Annotated in this window: 16 protein-coding genes; 13 read left to right on the plus strand and 3 right to left on the minus strand. The window is 48.5% G+C overall.

Annotation, left to right across the window (positions count from 1 at the left end; translation table 11 throughout):
• Window positions 1-50: 50 nt before the first annotated feature.
• The 6 genes from HUS26_RS19020 (at window position 51) to ggt (ending at window position 8,526) form a co-directional block, all read left to right on the plus strand.
• Window positions 51-1,394: an efflux RND transporter periplasmic adaptor subunit gene (locus tag HUS26_RS19020; RefSeq protein ID WP_173918604.1), complete on the plus strand. Its 1,344-nt coding sequence runs from the start codon at window positions 51-53 to the stop codon at window positions 1,392-1,394.
• Complete coding sequence (locus HUS26_RS19025; RefSeq protein WP_173918605.1) at window positions 1,395-4,472, plus strand: efflux RND transporter permease subunit; 3,078 nt, start codon at window positions 1,395-1,397, stop codon at window positions 4,470-4,472.
• A gap of 571 nt (window positions 4,473-5,043) precedes the next feature.
• Window positions 5,044-6,222 carry a poly-gamma-glutamate synthase PgsB gene (gene pgsB / locus HUS26_RS19030; protein WP_254434313.1) on the plus strand — a complete coding sequence of 393 codons (1,179 nt, stop codon included), beginning with the start codon at window positions 5,044-5,046 and terminating at the stop codon, window positions 6,220-6,222.
• A gap of 14 nt (window positions 6,223-6,236) precedes the next feature.
• Window positions 6,237-6,713 (plus strand): poly-gamma-glutamate biosynthesis protein PgsC, encoded by a 477-nt coding sequence (gene pgsC, locus HUS26_RS19035; RefSeq protein ID WP_173918607.1) that lies wholly within the window; start codon window positions 6,237-6,239, stop codon window positions 6,711-6,713.
• Entirely contained in the window at window positions 6,714-6,878 is a 165-nt protein-coding gene (locus HUS26_RS19040) for a hypothetical protein (RefSeq protein ID WP_173918608.1), read from the plus strand.
• A gap of 4 nt (window positions 6,879-6,882) precedes the next feature.
• Complete coding sequence (gene ggt / locus HUS26_RS19045) at window positions 6,883-8,526, plus strand: gamma-glutamyltransferase (RefSeq protein ID WP_254434249.1); 1,644 nt, start codon at window positions 6,883-6,885, stop codon at window positions 8,524-8,526.
• A 116-nt stretch (window positions 8,527-8,642) separates the two neighbouring features.
• On the opposite strand, the gene HUS26_RS19050 is transcribed toward ggt, so the two are convergent.
• A complete protein-coding gene (locus tag HUS26_RS19050) occupies window positions 8,643-9,251 on the minus strand; it encodes a poly-gamma-glutamate hydrolase family protein (protein ID WP_173918609.1) in 609 nt (202 codons plus the stop codon).
• A 291-nt stretch (window positions 9,252-9,542) separates the two neighbouring features.
• On the opposite strand from HUS26_RS19050, the gene pgsB (HUS26_RS19055) reads away from it, so the two are divergent.
• From pgsB (HUS26_RS19055) to HUS26_RS19085, 7 genes are all read left to right on the plus strand, one after another.
• Window positions 9,543-10,733, plus strand: a complete 1,191-nt coding sequence (gene pgsB / locus HUS26_RS19055; RefSeq protein WP_173918610.1) for a poly-gamma-glutamate synthase PgsB — start codon at window positions 9,543-9,545, stop codon at window positions 10,731-10,733.
• Window positions 10,734-10,746: 13 nt separating this feature from the next.
• Window positions 10,747-11,196: a poly-gamma-glutamate biosynthesis protein PgsC gene (gene pgsC, locus HUS26_RS19060; RefSeq protein ID WP_173918611.1), complete on the plus strand. Its 450-nt coding sequence runs from the start codon at window positions 10,747-10,749 to the stop codon at window positions 11,194-11,196.
• A gap of 10 nt (window positions 11,197-11,206) precedes the next feature.
• Window positions 11,207-12,367: a CapA family protein gene (locus HUS26_RS19065; RefSeq protein WP_173918612.1), complete on the plus strand. Its 1,161-nt coding sequence runs from the start codon at window positions 11,207-11,209 to the stop codon at window positions 12,365-12,367.
• Entirely contained in the window at window positions 12,357-14,027 is a 1,671-nt protein-coding gene (locus HUS26_RS19070; protein ID WP_173918613.1) for a gamma-glutamyltransferase family protein, read from the plus strand. The genes HUS26_RS19065 and HUS26_RS19070 overlap by 11 nt, the downstream gene beginning before the upstream one ends.
• A gap of 17 nt (window positions 14,028-14,044) precedes the next feature.
• Entirely contained in the window at window positions 14,045-14,224 is a 180-nt protein-coding gene (locus HUS26_RS19075; RefSeq protein ID WP_173918614.1) for a hypothetical protein, read from the plus strand.
• A 331-nt stretch (window positions 14,225-14,555) separates the two neighbouring features.
• Window positions 14,556-15,887 carry a copper amine oxidase gene (locus HUS26_RS19080; protein ID WP_173918615.1) on the plus strand — a complete coding sequence of 444 codons (1,332 nt, stop codon included), beginning with the start codon at window positions 14,556-14,558 and terminating at the stop codon, window positions 15,885-15,887.
• Window positions 15,888-15,901: 14 nt separating this feature from the next.
• A complete protein-coding gene (locus HUS26_RS19085) occupies window positions 15,902-16,876 on the plus strand; it encodes a class F sortase (RefSeq protein ID WP_173918616.1) in 975 nt (324 codons plus the stop codon).
• A gap of 95 nt (window positions 16,877-16,971) precedes the next feature.
• On the opposite strand, the gene HUS26_RS19090 is transcribed toward HUS26_RS19085, so the two are convergent.
• Both HUS26_RS19090 and HUS26_RS19095 read right to left on the minus strand, forming a co-directional pair.
• The gene (locus tag HUS26_RS19090; protein ID WP_173918617.1) at window positions 16,972-18,696 is read right to left on the minus strand and encodes an ABC transporter ATP-binding protein; all 1,725 of its coding nucleotides are present in this window, start codon (window positions 18,694-18,696) and stop codon (window positions 16,972-16,974) included.
• Window positions 18,686-19,450, minus strand: coding sequence for a CBS domain-containing protein (locus tag HUS26_RS19095; protein ID WP_254434250.1), 765 nt, complete (start codon window positions 19,448-19,450; stop codon window positions 18,686-18,688). Before HUS26_RS19095 ends, HUS26_RS19090 begins: the two co-directional genes overlap by 11 nt.
• Window positions 19,451-19,732: the final 282 nt, after the last annotated feature.

Genomic DNA, 19,732 nt, shown 5'->3' on the forward strand with positions numbered 1-19,732 from the left:
ATCAGTCGCACACCATTTTGCCACATATACATAGGAGAGGAAGACAACTCATGAAACGTACGATTCTCAGCCTCTTTTTGCTCGCAGCCGCACTTTTCACCCTTACCGCGTGCAATCAGAACGAGGGCGAAGAAACGACCGAAGAACGGATCACACCTGTGGAAACCGCCCGAGTGGAACAAGGAGACTTTATCATTGATCGAAAAATAGCTGGGAGGGCTGCGCCAGGGGAGAGTTCTCCCGTGCTTCCGAGCATCCCTGGTGAGTTAGTGACGTTGAACGTAGCCAAGGGAGACCGTATCGAGAAAGGCCAGACGGTCGGCGTTGTGAACCCTGGGGATCAGGGGAACCAGGTCGAACTACAGGAGGTCTCTGTCCGCCAGGCAGAAGCCCAGTTAGAGAATGCACAGACACAGTATGACCAGGCCGTAGAAGGCGTAAATATGGCCGAAGAACAGCTTGAGCTGATCAGAGAATCGGCAGGTACTCAAAGCACACAGACGGCTCTAGAAGAACAGGTTAATTCTGCCCAGCAGCTTGCCGATGAAGCGAAGAAGCTGGCGGATAAAGGATCGGTGCCTCAGTCGATTTATGAACAGGCGAAAAGCCGCGCGGATCAGGCGCAAAAGCAGTTTAATCAAACGCTTGACCAAGCCGGCGCAACCGCGTCAGCACAGGCTTCTCAAGCTGAAGCTCAGGCCGAGGCTCAGCTGAAGCAGGCCAAGCAGGCCGTCACACAGGCCGAGCAGGCTGTGGAACAGGCGCAGCTTGGTTTAGAACAGGCACAGATTCAGCTGGATGCTGCGCGCACTCAAACGGAAAACGAAGCCATCATCGCACCTCGTACGGGAGAAGTAACAACTCTTGAAGCAAGCGAAGGGGACGACGTGACGAATCAGCAGCCGTTTGCGACGATTACGAGCCTCAACCCGATGACGATTGTAGCGTCAGTTACGAGTAATCAGCTGTCTCTTTTTGAAAAAGGGGAAGAGCTCGAAGTAGAAATCGAGGGTGAAACTTTTACATCAACGATTGATTATGTTCCTTCCATTCCTGATGACACGAATCTTTACCCTGTTGAAGCGACAATCAGCAATGATGAAGAGAATATTAAACCAGGCATGATGGCTTCTTTCGTCCTTCCGGAAACCGCGGTGGAAGGTGCGCTGATCGTACCGACCGATGCGATTACCGAGCAAAGCGGGCAGTCGTTTGTATATCGTATAAATGGTGACACCGTTAAACGTGTTGATATTGAAGTCGTTGAATCCCAGACGGATCGAAGCGCCATTGAGGGTGATCTATCTGTAGACGAGGAAGTGGTCACGAGCGGACAGTTGACATTAGAAGACGGGGCAAAGATCGAAGTTATGGAAAAAGAGGAGGACGAATAAGTGAAGCTCGTCAATCTCTCAGTTAAACGCCCGGTCGGCGTCATTATGGTCATAGCGGCGATCCTGGCCCTCGGGTTCGTGTCGCTGCGATCACTTACGATCGATCTATATCCAGACATTGATTTGCCGGTTGCCGTCGTTTCTACGACTTACGAAGGAGCGGCACCGCAGGAAGTCGAGCGGCTCGTCAGCCAGCCGATTGAATCATCCGTCAGCGCCATCGAAGGAATGGAAGTGCTCCAGTCCCAGTCTCAAGCTGGCGCTTCGCTTATTTTTATGCAGTTTAGCACGGGAACCGATCTCGACAGCACCTTGCTTGAAGTAAGGGAGCGGGTCGACCAGGTGAGAGAAGCTCTTCCTGAAGGAGCGGGTGAACCAAGCGTGCTGCGCTTTGATCCCCAGCAGCTGCCGATTATGACGGTCGGTCTCTCAGGAGCAGAGCCGGAGCAGCTTCAGCAGATCGCTGAAGACCAGATCATCCCGCAGCTTGAACGTCAGGAAGGGGTCGCTTCGATCGATATTGAAGGCGGCAAGACACGCGAAGTTCAGATCTTCATCGACCGATCCTTAATGGCGAACTATGAACTTACCTCTGATCAGATTGTGCAGGCCCTTAATGCGTCGAACCAGTCGGCTTCCGCCGGCTCGATTCAAAAAGGGGATCAGGACCTGCAAATTCGGGTTGAAGGGGAATATGACTCCATCGAAGATATCGAAGAAACGATCGTCCAATCGCCATCAGGCGCACAGGTGACGATTGATCAAATCGCCAAAGTTCAGGAAACCTATGAAACGGATAACGTCTCCCAGGTGAACGGTGAGGAATCCGTGGCGCTTTCGATTTTGAAAAAAACCGACGCCAACACGGTAGAGACTTCTGATAACGTGCGTGAAGCTCTAGATGAAATCAAAGGAGACCTTCCGGAGAACGCGAATACGGAAATCATCCTTGATACAAGCGAATTCGTTAAAATTTCCATCAACAGTGTGGTTATCAACATCATCATCGGCGGGATTATCTCTGTCGCTGTTCTGATGCTGTTTTTAAAAAGCGTTCGGGCGACGCTCGTTATCGGGATTTCGATACCGATCGCAATTATTTCCACGTTTATTATGATGTATTTTACCGGCGAAACGCTCAACGTCCTGACGATGGGCGGCATGGCGCTTGGAATCGGGATGATCGTCGACAGTTCGATCGTAATTTTAGAAAATATCGTCAGCTACCGGCAAAAAGGACACAACATGGTGGAGTCGGCCAAACTCGGAGCCTCTGAGCTCGCTCCCGCCGTTATCGCCTCGGCCACAACGACACTCGTTGTCTTCTTGCCGATTATATTCGTAGAAGGGATCGCGTCCGAGCTGTTCACACCGCTTGCGCTCACGATTTCCTTTGCACTGATCGCATCACTCGCCGTATCTGTCACACTTGTGCCGATGCTGTCCTCAAAGCTTTTAACAAAACCATTGCAGACAAGCGGACGCCGCTACTGGTTCGACCGCTTCTTAAATTACGTGAATAACAAATATCGCACGCTGCTGTCGCGCGTGCTGAAGTGGCGCAAAACAACGGTCGCCGCGACGCTCGCCTTAATTGCAGGGTCAATTGCACTTGTTCCGTGGATCGGCACGGAGTTCATCCCGCCATCTGACCAGGGACAGATCACGATCTCTGTCGACATGCCGGCCGCCACGTCGCTTGAAAGCACACAGGAGACGACCGACACTATCAATGAACGGCTGGAAAACTTCAGCGATGAAATTGAGGTCAGCTACCTGACGATCGGCGGCGGAATGTTTGGGGGACCTGGGGGAGGCGGAGCAAATGACAGTGCGGATTACACCCTCCAGCTGGTCGCCCCTGATGAGCGGGAGCGCACGACCCAGCAGGTGATGAAAGAGATCGATGAGTCACTTCAGGACATTCCTGGCGCTGATATTGCTGTCAGCGAGCTCGAAGCCGGACTTGGTACGGGAGCTCCGCTTGAGATAAAAATTAACGGAAATGAATACGAAGTGCTCGATGAACTTTCACAGCAAATAGTCTATATGATGGAAGACATTGAAGGCGTCAGCGCTCCGACGTCCAGTACAGAAGAGGGACGCCCGGAGATGCAGATCAACGTCGATCATCAGCGTGCTGCGCAGTACGGCTTAACCGAGCAGCAGGTGATCGGCCAGGTGCAGACCGCTTTTACCGGACAGATCGCGACACGCTACCGCGAAGCTGGAGAAGAGATTAACGTTTCGTTAATTTTACCGGAGGAACAGCGTCAGACGATTGCCGACCTAGAAGGCATGTCCCTGCAGACACCAACAGGAAGCGTCATTCCACTGGCTACGGTCGCTGACTTAGAGCAGGTGCAAGGACCCGTCTCCTTACAAAGGGAAGACCAGCAGCCGCAAGTCAACGTGGAAGCGGAAGTTGTCGACCGCGACCTCGGAAGTGTCACAGAAGACGTGAGAGCTGAGCTTGAGCGCCTGAATTTTCCTGATGGATATACGTATGAAATCGGTGGTCAGGCCCAGGACATGGAGGAAGCCTTCGGTGACCTCGCGCTTGCTCTTGTGTTCTCGATCTTTCTCGTCTACGCCGTAATGGCCGTGCAGTTTGAGAACTTCCTGTTTCCTTTTATCATCATGTTCTCACTGCCGGCCACGATCATCGGCATCACCGGTGGTCTGTTTATCACCGGCCTGTCGTTCAGTCTGCCGGCGTTTGTCGGGATTATCATGCTCGCCGGAATCGTCGTCAACAACGCCATAGTGCTCGTCGACTATATCAATATTCTAAGGCGGCGCGGCTACGACCGGACCGAGGCTATTTTGGATGCGGGCCCAAGCCGTCTGAGACCAATTTTGATGACCACCTTAACGACCGTCTTGGGCATGGTGCCGCTTGCGATCGGAATCGGACAGGGATCCGAAGCCCAGCAGCCGCTCGCGGTGACGATTATCTTCGGCTTAACCGTATCAAGCTTCTTTACACTCATCTTAATTCCAGTCGTCTATACGTATTTCGACGACCTATCACAAAAAATCACAGGCTTCTTCCGCAAAAGACGCGATGAAGTTTAATAGATAGAAAGAAAACCCCACGGCCATCAAGGCCGTGGGGTTTTCTTTCTTTTTTCTCTGGGTACCTGGTACCAGAATTCTCTCATTCAGTACCAGGTACACCTTCTGTGGTCACCGGTACCAGGTACCGACGTTCTTAGTACCAGGTACCTCCAAAATGAACTCCCAATATTTATCATTAAATATATTAAATTGATGTAAAGTTTAATTTTTCCTTAATTTTTTCAAAGCAAAGACAAAATGTAAGCGCTGATGAAATATTTGCGTTCGGGACCTTTCGATTATCTCCATGTTTTAACCATAAAGAAGAAAGCCCAGGTTAGAATAAATACTTATAATTAACTAGTATAATAGCATTGTTTAAATGGTTTAATTTGGGTTATTATCCTTTAGAAATAAATATAAATGAGTCTATAAAATCAAAAGAATCGTGTAAATGTTTTTTTATCCGTGTGTAACCTATGCACGGGTTTTATTTAGTATATTGATCAACGGTTTATTTATAAATACTTCTTATGGGACAGGCTGTCGTTTACGAAGGATATGGAGGTTAACCATGATAGTTGCACTCATTTTTATTTTGATATTAAGTTTGACTGCTTTCTTACTTGGGGCCAGGGAGAAAGTGAGAAACAACAAAAACATAGAAAGTATCCCGGTACGGGTCAATGTGAATGGCATTCGAGGAAAATCGACGGTGACGCGGTTAACCACAGGGGTTTTACAGAAGGCCGGTTACAAAACCGTAGGGAAAACGACAGGAACTGATGCGCGGATGCTTTACTGGTTTGATGGCCAGGAAGAGCCGATTAAGAGAAGAATGGAAGGCCCGAACATCGGCGAGCAGCGGAAAGTGCTGGAACAGACGGTGAAGCTGAATGCGGATGCGCTTGTCAGTGAATGCATGGCGGTTAAGCCGGATTATCAAGTCATTTTCCAGGAACAGCTTCTGCAGGCGAATATCGGTCTAATCGTAAACGTGCTCGAGGATCATATGGACGTGTTAGGGCCGACGCTGGAGGAGGTCGCGGATTCCTTCGGGGAGGCGATCCCGTATGATGGCGATTTAATCGTCAATGACAGCTCGTTTGTGCCTCATTTTAGAGAAATCGCAGCAGAGCGGAATACGAAGGTACATGTATGTGATACATCGCTTGTATCCGAAGACTTTTTGAAAAAATTCGAGTACATGGTCTTCCCGGAAAATGCCGCACTGGCTCTTGCTGTGGCGGATATTTTAGGGATTGACCATGAAACAGCCAAGCAGGGAATGCTTGAAGCCTGGCCGGACCCAGGGGCGATGCAGATCCTGCCGATCGGGGATGAAGATAACCCAAGCTTTCTAGTCAACGGGTTTTCAGCGAATGACCCGACATCGACACTCAACATCTGGGAGCGGGTGAAACTGTTGAGCTATCCGACAGAAGAGCCTGTAGTGATTATGAACTGCCGCGAGGACCGTGTTGATCGGACGGAACAATTTGCGAAACAGGTACTGCCGCACTTACCGGCAGAAACGTTAATTTTGATGGGAGAGACAACAGCGCCGATTGTTGATGAGCATAAAAACGGTGCACTGCCTGTCAAAAACCTTTTAGATCTGGAAAGTTATGAAACCGAAGAAATCGTGCGGGTCCTCGGCCCGTACCTGTCTGGCAAAACCATTTATGGCATCGGAAATATACATGGCGGTGCCGAGGAACTCGTAAAACGGCTTGAACAGAAAAAAATAGATAAAGTTACGGCATAGAGAGGAAATTCAATATGTTTATATTTGATACAGCAGATGTTTATTTGGCTTTAGTTGCCGGAATCGTTCTCAGCTTATTTTATACAGAAAAAACGGGCGTCCTTCCAGCAGGATTGGTCGTACCAGGGTATATTGCCATGTTGTTTACGTTCCCGGTGAGTATTGCAGTTATTTTTATGATTAGCTTTTTAACTTATTTAATCGTTATGAAGGTCATCGCCAAGTTCACCATTCTTTATGGTAGAAGAAAATTCACGGCGATGCTGACCGTCGGCATTATTTTGAAAATTACGTTCGACTTAGTCGTCCCGGGGTATTCCACTCCGGCGATCGTAGAGGGAATGATGGCAATTGGCGTCATAATCCCAGGACTTATTGCCAATACTATCCAGAAGCAAGGGGTTTTACCGACGACAGCAAGTACATTATTGCTCAGTGCGGTAACCTTTGGAATCGTGACATTATCCAGCTTTATTGGAGGAGGAATCTAAATGGAAGCAGTTCTACAATATAAAAAGAAGAAAAGGGTTGAAGAGAAACTTACATTCAGCCAGTGGATGTTAAAAACGATCAAAAAACATAAGAAAAGGACAACGACCGATGCCACTATCGGATTCATCATTACGGCTGTCCTCTTTTTAATTAATTTGGTATAGGGAAATGTTAAAAAATAACCGTTTCAACATCTTGATCATCAGCTTGTTTGTCGTGATTTTTGTTTTGTTAATTATCCAAGGCCGTGGCGATGAACGTCAGGAACAGGAGGATTTCACTCTTAACGATACAGCACCTGAGGAAGAAGGCGTGGAATCGTACGGAGTCACCTCAGATAGTAAGATTGCGACTGAAGTAGGAACGAAGGTATTGGAACAAGGCGGCAATGCCGTCGATGCGGCTATCGCCGTAAGCTATGTGTTAGGGGTCGCCGAACCCTATGGATCAGGAATCGGTGGAGGCGGAACGATGCTCATTCACCCTGAAAAAGGCAGCGAAAAGTCCCCCGCCATTTATGATTACCGTGAAACGGCGCCAGAGTCCATCCCAGAAAGCGGGATAGGGGTGCCAGGTTTTGTAAAAGGTATGGATGAAGTACATGAAGATTTCGGAACCATGGATATGGGACAGCTCATTGAACCATCGATTAACTTCGCCAGCAATGGAGTGGCCGTTTCACAAACCTTGCATAATCGGTTAAAAGATGCACAGCACCGTATGCCGGAGTTAGACCATATGTATCCTGAGGGGGAACCAATCGGTGAAGGTGAAATCCTGGTTCAGCAGCAGCTGGCCGACACGTTAAAAGCAATTAAAGACGCAGGCCCGAATGCATTCTATAAGGGCGACACTGCGGATGAAATAAAGGACGAAGAAGAAAAAATAGATAAAGAAGATTTGAAGGAATATGAAGTCGAAGTCAAAGAACCGATCGAAGGCGAGTTTAGCGGCTATGACGTATTAGCACCGCCCCCGCCATCCGGCGGTATCATGCTGCTTCAAAACTTAGAAATGGCCGAGCTGCTTGAAATCGAAGAGACGAAAGATAAACCGCTCGATTTTGCGATGATGATGGGGATGATCAACCGGGTCAGCTACAGTGACCGCTTAGATAAAGTAGGAGATCCAAGCTATGAAGATGTCCCGGTCAAAGAGATGCTGTCAAAAGATCATCTAAAAAATCTCGCTTCCGATATCGATGAATCCGGCTTGTCTGAAAAATATCGGACGAAGCTCGATTCAGATGCGGATCTTGAGGATCACGAAAACACGACTCATTTTGTCGTCGTTGATAAAAATGGCATGATGGTATCTGTGACAAACACACTCAGCAATTTCTTTGGATCCGGCGAATATGTGAATGGCTTTTTCCTAAACAACCAGCTGAAGAACTTCAGCAACAGCGAAGATTCACCGAACAGCCCAGAGCCAGGAAAACGCCCATTCAGCTATACAACACCAGCCATCTTAGCCAAAAATGGAAATCCCGTAATAGGAATTGGAGCTTCCGGCGGACGCAGAATTACGTCCATGGTGTCCCAGCAGCTCGTAAAAATGATCAAATTTAACGAACCTGTTCAGTCATCGGTCGAAGAACCCCGGTCATTTTTGGAATTCGATAAAGATACACTGCAAGTCGAAAGTGACTATGTCTTTTTAGAGGATCCCGAAAAACACGGAATTGATATTGAATATTCTGACAGGACGACGTACTTTGGAAGTGTCCAGGGATTAGTGATCGACTATGAAAACAACAAAATCTACGGAGCCAGCGACCCGAGAAGACAGGGCAGCTGGGAATCCGAGTGATAGGAAAAGCGGAGTTTTCAGACTCCGCTTTTTTTCTTTTTTCTCTGGGTACCAGGTACCGATGGAGAGCATTCCGGTACCAGGTACCACCGTCGCTGCTATCGGTACCTGGTACGCTAAAAAACCCCGCATACTGCCCGAACATACTGGTAGAATTCTTCTGTTTGTGTGTTCCTGCGCCTACTTCTCGTGTTTTCTTCGAAAAAAGCTTCCCGCTGAGCCGTGCTGATTTCAAGCTGAACCCCCATACCTCGTTTATTTTTATTTACGATATTGTCAGGATCGATGCCGGCAAGTGGACTATCATCGAGCAGAATTCCCGCGTGAAATCCAGCAGCTCTTAGAGCATTCAGTACTTTTTTTCGCAGCTGACGATCCCTTCCGCCAATAAGCGTATTTTTTCGCTTCCTATCCTCATACCCGTGATAGGCAAGGGTGTAGGAATGACTCTCCGCCATGCGTAAAGCTTCCGGCTCGTTAAAAGAAGTTGAATCAATGTGAAGGGCGCGATTCCCTTTTGATTTTACCCCCTCAAAGCAATAGCAGGAGAAGGAGCCCGCCTTGGACGTTCCAATCGTAAGCTCTGAACATCCCGGTTCAATGCCGCCTCCATGAATGGCCAGGATCACCACATCGGAGTTACGCTCGGTCCTTTTAACCTCATAATCCTTCCCATACTCATTCTCTTCCTTTAATTCTGAAAAGCTATTATATTTTGATCCCATAACGTATCCTTTCTTTTTAAAGCGGTTATTAAAGAATGACGCCGCGTTATTATAGAATCCCTCACTCTTATTTAAGAAGGCAGCGGAGTTATTACAGTATAACCTTCCTTTATATAAGAATAAATACGAGCCCCTCGTCCTCACCGCCCACTTCTAAAGCCAACTCCGGACATTTTTACAAAACTTTGAAACTATTTACAGATTATTTACAGAATCATAAAGATACTTACAAAGTCATATGGTAGTTTTTTCATTGAAGATAGATAGGAGAGAAAGGGGATCAAATTCAGGATGCTACTCATACCGATCGTACTCACCATGGCGTTACTGTTAGGCATCTTTGAGAAATGGAGGCACCAGCGGGCAGTGAAGTCGATACCTGTCCGGATCAACGTAAACGGCATTCGGGGCAAGTCGACGGTTACACGGCTGATTACCGGGGTGCTCAAAGAAGCAGGGATGAAAACGGTCGGCAAGACGACCGGAACGTCCGCACGCATGATTTACTGGCATACAGCGGAAGAAAAGCCGATCGAGCGCCGGCTTGAGGGTCCGAATATCAGTGAGCAGAAAAAGGTGGTAGCTGAAACGGCGAAGCTTAATGCCGACGCGCTCGTCAGCGAATGTATGGCCGTAAATCCTGACTATCAGCTCACGTTTCAGAATCATATGCTGCAGGCAAACATTGGCGTCATCGTCAATGTACTTGAGGATCACCTTGATGTAATGGGGCCGACGACCGCTGAAGTGGCCGAAGCGTTCACGGCAACGATTCCGTACAATGGCCATCTGATTCTCACCGATTCACCGTACACAAAGTATTTTAAAAGAATTTCCAGAAAGCGCCATACGAAGGTGATCATGGCTGATAATACAAAAATCACCGATGAATACCTGCAAAAATTCGATTATATGGTGTTCCCCGATAATGCGTCGATCACGCTTGCTGTGGCTGAGGCGCTGAATATTGATAAAGAAACAGCCTTGCGAGGCATGTTAAACGCGCAGCCTGACCCTGGCGCCATGCGGGTTCTTCCTTTTATGGACAAAAGGGAACCGTGCTTTTTCGTCAATGGGTTTGCAGCCAATGATGCGGCCTCCACATTAAACATCTGGCGGCGGATTCAGACAACGAGCTATCCGCATCACGATCCGATTATCATTATGAACTGCCGCGAGGACCGCGTGGATCGTACGGAGCTTTTTGCCCGCGACGTGCTTCCTCACATACAAGCCGAGCGGCTCGTCCTTATTGGTGAAGTCACGGAGCCGATCACAGCGGCTTACAACGCTGGGAACATTCCCGCAAGTCAGCTGATGAACCTTGAGGGGCATTCAACAGAAGAGATCTGGGAAACGCTCCAGCCGCACCTTCAACAAAAAGTCGTTTACGGGGTCGGCAACATTCACGGAGCCGCCGAGCCGTTAATTGAAAAGTTCCGCAGCGAAAAAACACTCAAAAAAGAATTAGTCGTAAGCTAGGAGGAGACCATCTATGTTCGGGTCCGATTTATATATTTCATTAGTAGTAGGCGTCATTTTGAGTTTAATTTATACCGAAAAAACCGGTATCCTGCCCGCCGGACTGATCGTTCCGGGCTATTTAGCGTTAAGCTTTGATCAGCCGGTGTATATGCTGACAATGTTTCTAATCAGCTTTCTCACATATTTTATCGTCCAGCACGGCATCGCCCGGTTCTCGATCCTGTACGGACGGCGCAAATTCGCGGCCATGCTGACGGTCGGGATTGTCATTAAGCTGCTGCTTGATCTCGTATATCCAGTCGTGCCCTTCGAAGTGTTTGAGCTTCGCGGCATCGGCGTCATCGTACCCGGCTTAATTGCGAATACGATTCAAAAGCAGGGCCTTTTTCCAACTGTCATCAGCACGTTTTTACTAAGCGGCCTGACGTTCCTGATCATGTTTGCATACTTCTTAATTTAGGGTGGGCATTATGACAAAAAAACTAAACGTAAAAGAAAAGATCCTAAAACAAGTCAAATGGCACAAAAAGCGGGCGGCGCTACATACTTTGCTTGCGACCTTATGCGTCGCAGCGATTATCTATCCATTAAACGAATGGCTCAAACCGAGCTCAGCCTCCGTTGAGGAAAAAGAGTCGATGTTTACCGCATCGATCGTCGGAGACATCATGTTTGGCCGCTATGTGAATGAGGTGACGAGCAAGCATTCCTATGACCATCACTTCGACAAAGTCCGCTCGCTGCTGGAGAATTCCGATTATGTCTCCGGCAACTTAGAGCACCCGGTGGTCACGAATGAAAATATCGTCCCGATTGAAAAGCCGTACAATTTTAAAACTGAACCAGAAGCGGTCACCGCTTTAAAAAATGCCAACTTCACGGTAGCAAATCTCGCCAACAACAACACGCTCGACTATGGCGTACAGGGGCTGACCGAGACGATCCAGACGTTTAACGAAGCGGAACTCGGATTTGTCGGAGCGGGGCAGTCACTGGCAGAAGCCGAGCAGATTCACTACGCCGAATACAACGGCATTACTGTCGCCACGTTAGGCTTTAATGATATTTTGAATGACAGTACAAGGGCGACCGAATCCGGCGGAGGAGTGCTTGGAGCCGATCCGCAGACCTTCCTGCCGCTGATTAAAGAAGCAGACGAAAACGCGGACTTAGTCTTTGTTAATGTCCACTGGGGCAAGGAATATGAGCATCAGGTCGAGCCGAAGCAGCGGGACTACGCGCATGCGATGGCGGATGCAGGAGCGGACGCTATTTTCGGTTCACACCCGCATGTCTTATCACCGGTAGAAAAGTACAAAGACACGATGATTTTCTACAGCCTTGGCAATTTTATCTTTGATCAGGGCTGGTCGCGTACGAAAGAGTCGGCGATCGTGCAGTATAACCTTCAGGAAGACGGGAGGGCATCGTATGAAATTCACCCGGCGTTTATCGAAGAAACGCAGCCTGCACTTTTAACAGAAAAGAACAAATATCGCAGCTCGATCATCCGGCGAAAATTGACGAAAAATCTCGAGCCGTCCGACTGGTCGAAGGAAGGCAATCGTATCGTCATTGATGTCGACCATTCCGATGTCGTGAAAAAGGAGGAATTCGCCCATGCAGAATAAAATCATCATGACTGTCCTTTCAATCATCGTGATCGGCGGCATGTTTATGTACTACCAGGTCGAAGGAGTATCGCCTGCGAACTCGATCTTCAGTCAATCGCCTGACTATGGGCTCGAGCAGGAAGGGGCGATCGAAACAGCCAACGGCTACGGCGTGAGCGCCTCCCACCCGCTCGCTGTAAAAGCCGGTATGGAAGTTTTAGAAAAAGGAGGAACAGCTGCAGATGCTGCAGTTACCGTTTCGTACGTGCTTGGCGTTGTAGAACCTTATGGGTCTGGCATCGGCGGGGGAGGCGAAACGCTGATCTACCCGGCCGGCGGCGAGCCGACCACTTACGTCTATAACGAAAACGCTCCGCTAAGCGGTAATCTTCCTCCTGATTATGTGGGGCTTCCCGGTTTTGTAAAAGGGATGGAAACGATCAATCAAGAGCACGGCAATATGGAGATGAGCGAACTAATCCAGCCGGCGATCGACATTGCTGAAAAAGGGTTCCAAGTCGACAACAGCCTGCACAATCGGCTGAAAGCGGCTCAATACCGCATGCCGATTGGTGAGCTGCCGCATCTTTATCCGGGCGGAACCGCCGTCAATCCGGGCGTAGAGATTAAGCAGACACAGCTTGCAAAGACGATGAAGGAGATCCGTGACGGGGGAGCGGCCAGTTTTTATCAAAACGAACTGGGCCAGAACTTCCTCGCCAGCACGCCGGAATATACCACGCAGGACCTTGCGCAGTACCAGGTAAAAAAAGAGCAGCCGGTCACCGGAAGCTTCGCCGGCTATGATGTCATCAGCGCACCGCCTCCGTTTGGTGGAATTACACTTATTCAGTCGCTGCAAATGATGGAATCGATCGGCATCCAGAACGCTAAAGACGATCCAGCGCAATATATGCATCTGCTTGGGGAAGTGGTGAAGCAAAGCTATGACGACCGCTTAAACACGATCAGCGACCCGGCGTTTAATCCTGTCGAACGGGAGAAGCTGACGAGCAAGGCCTACTCCGATCAGCTGGCTGCCAATATTTCACACGATAAAGTGACGCAGGATATGGAGATTAACGACAGCCCGGCCGATGAAGCGGATCACGATAACACCACACACTTCGTCATCGTCGATAAAGAGGGCACGATGGTATCGACAACGAACACGCTCAGCAACTTTTTCGGTTCAGGAAAATTTGTCGACGGCTACTTTTTAAACAATCAAATGTCTAATTTCAGTGAAACGAAAAACTCAATCAATGCACCGGCACCCGGTAAGAGCCCACGCAGCTATACATCGCCGACAATTCTGGCAAAAGACGGCCAGCCGGTAATGGGAATCGGGACGCCGGGCGGTAAGCGGATCCCAATGATGATAACCGACGTCTTAACACGCCACCTCTTATTTGGACAGCCGCTTGAGGAAGCTATCGAGAAACCCAGATATTATATCGAAGAAGAACTCATTCAAATGGAGCCGTCTTTTGCCGAAAGCTTAGATCCCGCTGTGAAACAGCAGCTCACGGAAAAAGGCTACCTTCAGGAAGTCTATGATTCCGACCAATTCTATGGATCGCTGCAGAGTCTGGTGATCGACCGTGAGAATAATAGAATGTACGGCGGCGCGGACAGCCGAAGAAGCGGCGCCTGGCAGGTTAAAGAAGCACAATAAACGAGAGGAGAGAGGATATGTTGAAAAAAGTATTTGCTGAGACCCGTTCAATTTTGCTGCTGATCGTCGTTATTGCTGGAATGATTGCCTTCAAACAAGTCGACACGTTGTCCGATGAAGAGAAAACCTACATCGACAATTTTAACAACACCAACCAGACGGAAACTGAAAATAACACGACTGCCGAACTTCCATAGGTTGTATGGGTGCCGGGAACGAGAACTCAATAGTCCCCTTTTATGGCCCAAGGAAACCAGCCAGAGATTTTCATGACTACCTATAAAATCCCCGTTTCGACGGGGATTTTATTTTTTGCGAGAAATAGATTATTTCCTCGGAAATAATCGTTCCGACCGCGCGGGAAATTTCCCGGAAATCCGCTCCCGCTCTACCAAATCCCACCCCGTCACGACAGCAATTTCTAGCGAAATCACAAATTCCTCGAAAAATTTTATAAAATAGTGATCCAATTCTGCTCTGCCTGCGTTAGCTTGGCAAGAACAAAAAAATACAAAGGGAGAGTGAAAGATGAAAACTGTAAAGAAAGCAATACTTATGCTGATGGCGGTCCTCCTCTTAATTCCATCCTTCGCGCTGGCGCACGACCACGAGGAGCCGAAAGTCAACACACCAGGCGCTGATCTTCGTGCAAGCCTGGATCAATTGTTATCGGAGCACTTTCACCTGGCCGTGACAGCGATGATGAAAGACTATAACGAAGCAGAGGATGCTGAGCAGGCGTATGCTGCTCTTGATCAGAACGCCAAGGATATGACACCGGCGATCGAAAGCATCTATGGGGAAGAGGGCGCGGGCCAGTTTGAAGAAATTTTCATCAACCATAACGATTATTCTCCAGATTTTGTTGAAGCGGTGAAAAACGATGATGAAGAAATGCGAAAGCAGGCTGAAGCTGAAGTTGACGAGTTTGTTTCGGAATTCAGTGAGTTTTTAGCCGCAGCAACAAAAGGCAACCTGCCGCAGGAAGCAGCTGCGGAAGTTCTAGCCGCTCACGAAAAGGACGTTATTAACGTATTTGATCACTATGTAAATGAAGAATCCGAAGAAGCGTACGGCGCTTACCGCGAAGGTTTCCACCGTATGTTTGATATAAGTAAAGCCTTAGCGGCAGCGATTACGACTCAAATGCCGGACAAGTTTGAGAATACAAAAGCAGATACTCAAGCAGCGGATCTTCGTTCAGATCTAAACAGCCTGGCTGCGGAACACTTTGCTTTAGCAACGCTTGAAATGCAAAAAGGCTATGACCAGGCGGCGGATTATGATTTCGTAACTTGGGCGGAAGACATGAATACGAAAGATTTCAAAGCAGCGATCGCTTCTATTTATGGCGATGAAGGCGCCGAGCAGTTTGAAAAATTGTGGCAGGAGGATCATATTTATGCGCAATCTGACATTGTAACGGCTGCACTGGAAGAGAATGAAGAAGCGAGGAAAGATGCAGAACAAAGACTGCAAAAGTTTGCCGAAGATTTCGGAGCTTTCCTTGATTCAGTGACAGAAGGAAACCTTCTGGCAGAAGATGCTAAAGAAGCGATATGGAAGCATGAATCTCAAGTGATCGATGGATTCGACCATTATGCAGCGGGTGATTATGATCTGGCTTATGACACATTCCGTACGGGATATGGCTTTGTATTTGGAATTGGTGAAACGCTGAGTGACGCGATTGTGAAGCAAATGCCAGATCAGTTCGCCCAAGAAGCAATGCCTGAAGAGATGCCGAAGACAGGGTTAGGCGGTATGGCTGATAAGGCCAGTAGTACAGCCTGGATGTGGGCAGCATTTGCAGCAGCAACCTTAGTGACAGGCGGCTTCATGCTTAGAAAACAGGTGTAAGGGAGAGAAGGGCAATGAAGTGGAAAATCTATTTTACAGCAGTAGGCTTAGTTGCCCTTCTGCTCGCCATTTACAGCACGGATGTGTGGGCAAGCTGGATACAGCCCGAAACCGGGGAAAGCCAGAGAGGCGAGCTTTCTACAGCAAGCGAGGAGCTGACCCCGCCATCTGAACTCAAGCCATCAGATCTGCCGCTTGACGAAGAATTTACGGTACTCAGTGATAAAGAAATCTTGGAAAAATTCCAGGATGAGAGAAAGAAAGAGGAAGGCATCATCCCCTCCAATGTAAAAATCCCGTCCCTTGACGTCGATGCCCCGATTGAAAAAGTCGGCATCCTGGAAAACGGACAAATGGGTGTGCCTGACGGAACAGAGTCGGTCGGCTGGTTTGAACCAGGAACGAAGCCGGGACAAACAGGGAATTCCGTCTTCGCCGGCCACGTCGACAGTAAAACAGGGCCAGCCGTCTTCTTCTATCTCGATCAGCTGGAAAAAGGAGATGAAATCATCGTAACGGATGAGGAAGGAACAGAGCTGACCTATACCGTTAAGAGAATGGAAAGCTATTCGTATAACGATGCCCCGATTGACGAAGTTTTTGGACGGACCGACTCGAAGAACCTTAATCTGATTACATGCACAGGGACCTTTAACAGGGAAAAAGGAACCCACGAGGAACGATTGGTCGTCTATACAGAGCTTAAAGAAGAGCCTGAAGAAGAAGTGAAAGAAGGCTTTGATATAAAGCCCCCGACGAATGTAGAAGTCAACGGTTTATTCCTGACGTGGCATGCGGTGAGAGTGGAAGGAGTTGCCGGATACCGCGTCTATCAATCGAGTGATGGAGAGAACTTCGAGCATGCAGCAAGCATTTCCGCCCATGAACGGAAGTCCTTCACGGCTGATGAGGCAAAAGGACAATCGTATTATGTGACCACTGTCTACTTTGATGGAACCGAATCCGCACCTTCTGAAACAGTAAAATAATCAAAAAGACCGCTCACAAACGAGCGGTCTTTTTTTACGCAGGAGTCTTTAATAAAATTTATCAGAAGTTGAACAGATTCCTTTTCATTAACCCCTTAAAGCATCTGCTGATCGACAAGCTCACGATAACGGTAATTCTCGGCATACAGCCTTTCATGGCTGCCTATCCCGGTAATCATCCCATCCTCAAGCATCAGCAGCTGATCGGCATCCGCTACGGTCGACAGGCGGTGGGCGATTACTAGCGTTGTCCGTCCTTCCATCAATGCCCGCAAAGCTTCCTGCACGGCAGCTTCTGACTCTGAATCGAGGTTCGAAGTCGCTTCATCCAATAATAAAATCTCAGGATCGCGAAGCAGCGCGCGGGCAATCGCAATCCGCTGGCGCTGGCCGCCGGAGAGCTTAATGCCGCGCTCGCCGACCCAAGTATCGAGTCCGTCTTCAAGCTTCATGACAAAATCATAAGCATTCGCCTGCCGAAGAGCCGCCTCTACCCTCAGATCATCCACTTCTTCATTCAAACCGTAGCAGATGTTATCGCGTATCGTTCCTGACATCACGGGGCTGTCCTGGGATACATAGCCGATCGACCGCCGCCATTTGTGAAGGCCGACCGTCTCGAGCGTCTCACCGCCGATCGTTATTTCACCGTCCGTCGGCTGATAAAACCGCTCAATCAGCGAGAAGACCGTCGTTTTCCCAGCGCCGCTCGGTCCAACAAGCGCCACCGTCTCACCCGGAAGCACAGTAAAGCTCACCCCTTTTAAAATTACGCGCTCTGATCCCTTATAGCTGAACGACACGTCATGAAACCGTAACCCTTCATTGGCAAAATCTCCGCCAGCCGCCGATCGTTCTACAGACAGGCTGTGAATGTACTGGATCCGTTCCGTCGCTCCCATCGCTTTTTGAAAAGCGGTGAAGAACGTTGCCATCTGGCTAAACGGCACGATGATTTGGAAAACGTAAATAATCACGGCAACGAGCGAGCCGGCACTTAACGCCCCAGATGCCACGCGAACCCCGCCGTAGCCGATCAAAACAACGAGCACGACCATAATAATGGACGTCACAAAAGGGGAGATGATCGCCTGAATACGTGCTTCTCTTAATCCATATGTAAAAAGCTGTCCGATTCCGCGCGCACCCTTAGTTGTTTCGGCATCTTCCGCATTCGAAGATTTGACTAGTCGAATTTCGCTTAACACTCTGCCAAGATTCGCACTGAAATCAGCCATCTCATCCTGCAGGCGTTTCGACACGCGGTACATAATCCGCCCAAGAGGCATTAAAACGAACAGAGCGACAGGCACACTAGAAAGCATAATCAGTGTCATCCGCCAGTCAATCGTCAGTAGAATCACAACAGCCCCGATAATCGTAATCACACCCGTTACAAATGAAACGAGGTGGTTCGTGATTAAGTTTTTCACAGTGGTCGTATCCTGCGTAATCCGGCTCATCGTCTCCCCGGATTCATGGTCGTCAAAATAGCCAACCGGCAGTCTTAAGATATGGGCCCATAAGCTGCGTCGGATATAGGATACGATATGCTCGCCGATGTACGCCAGGATATAGTAGGAAAACCCGCCCGATACGGTCTGAATCACAAATGTAACTGCCAAAAAGACGATCAGCCCGGTACTGATTCCTCCGCCCGCCAGCTGATCGACAAGATCGCGGGTAAACAATGGAACAACTAAGCTGGCTGCTGTTTCAAGCAGGCTCAATACAAGCGCAACGGCAACGAGCCATTTCGCCGGCAGCCCGGCTCGAATATAGGAAAAGAAATCTTTCACCGTGCGCTGCTTATCCTTCATTTCCTAAAGCCGCCTGTTCATTGCCTTTTATTAAATCCCACGCCGTCACGATTCCAATCGGAGGGCTTTGCGGACGTCCGTCTTCATTGACGACAATCGACTTAAGCTTGCGGCCTTCCTGGTGGCTGCGCTCAAACAGATTCTCGACATCAAACACTGTCGCCGTCTCCGGTAAGAACTTGATCTCATATACGTCTTCACCTTCTAAAACATCACCGACCGTCACGCCTTCCACAGATACCTGGCCGGCATTATCCAGACGGCAGCTGATATACCGCACAATCCCCGTATCCGTCAGCAGTCCGAGAAACTTCCCATTTGTACGATCATAAATAGGAAACTGCGAAACCCCACGCTCACGGAACTCAGCCATCACCTCAAGCAGCCCGGAGTCATAATAGAAGAACATCACCGGAGTTGTAGCAATATCAAGGGCTAGGGGAGGTTGGTCAAACGTTTGTTTAATACGCTCAATCTCCTCAACGACCTCCTCATGCGGGTACGCGATGTAGAAATCCTCACGCACCTTCTCATGAATGATCGCATTACGCAGCTTCGCATACTGCTTCAGCCGGTCGATATGCTCCTTAATCACACTATGATCCTGCGAACGGTTTAACAGCTCTACGAAGTTATCGTTTTTTGGATAATTATTTAATTCCTTTAAGTGTTGATGAATCTGGTTAAAAGCCAGTTCAAAGCGTTCCACTAACTCATTCATCTTCCCATTCACCGCCTTCACTATGTACTTCATAGTATACCGAATCCTGCCAGTTTTCACACATTGAAGCAACTCTTAAGGAGTACTCTTTATGTTATGCGTAAGAGGGTAATTTTTACATTTTAAAATTGTTGAAGCAGAAAACAAAAAAATGAAGCCGGATTCCGAGTTTAGTGATTGTTTAATCAGCAAATTATTAACCTCCATTCTGATAAAGCACACCAGAAGGCTGCACACTAAGGAGCCCTTCATTATATAATTCTAACAATTGGTGATAAAAAGGAAAATTGTAGTTGCCTCTTGCCATAAGGGAGT

The sequence above is a fragment of the Halobacillus sp. Marseille-Q1614 genome (assembly GCF_902809865.1).
Taxonomy (GTDB): Bacteria; Bacillota; Bacilli; order Bacillales; family Halobacillaceae; genus Halobacillus_A.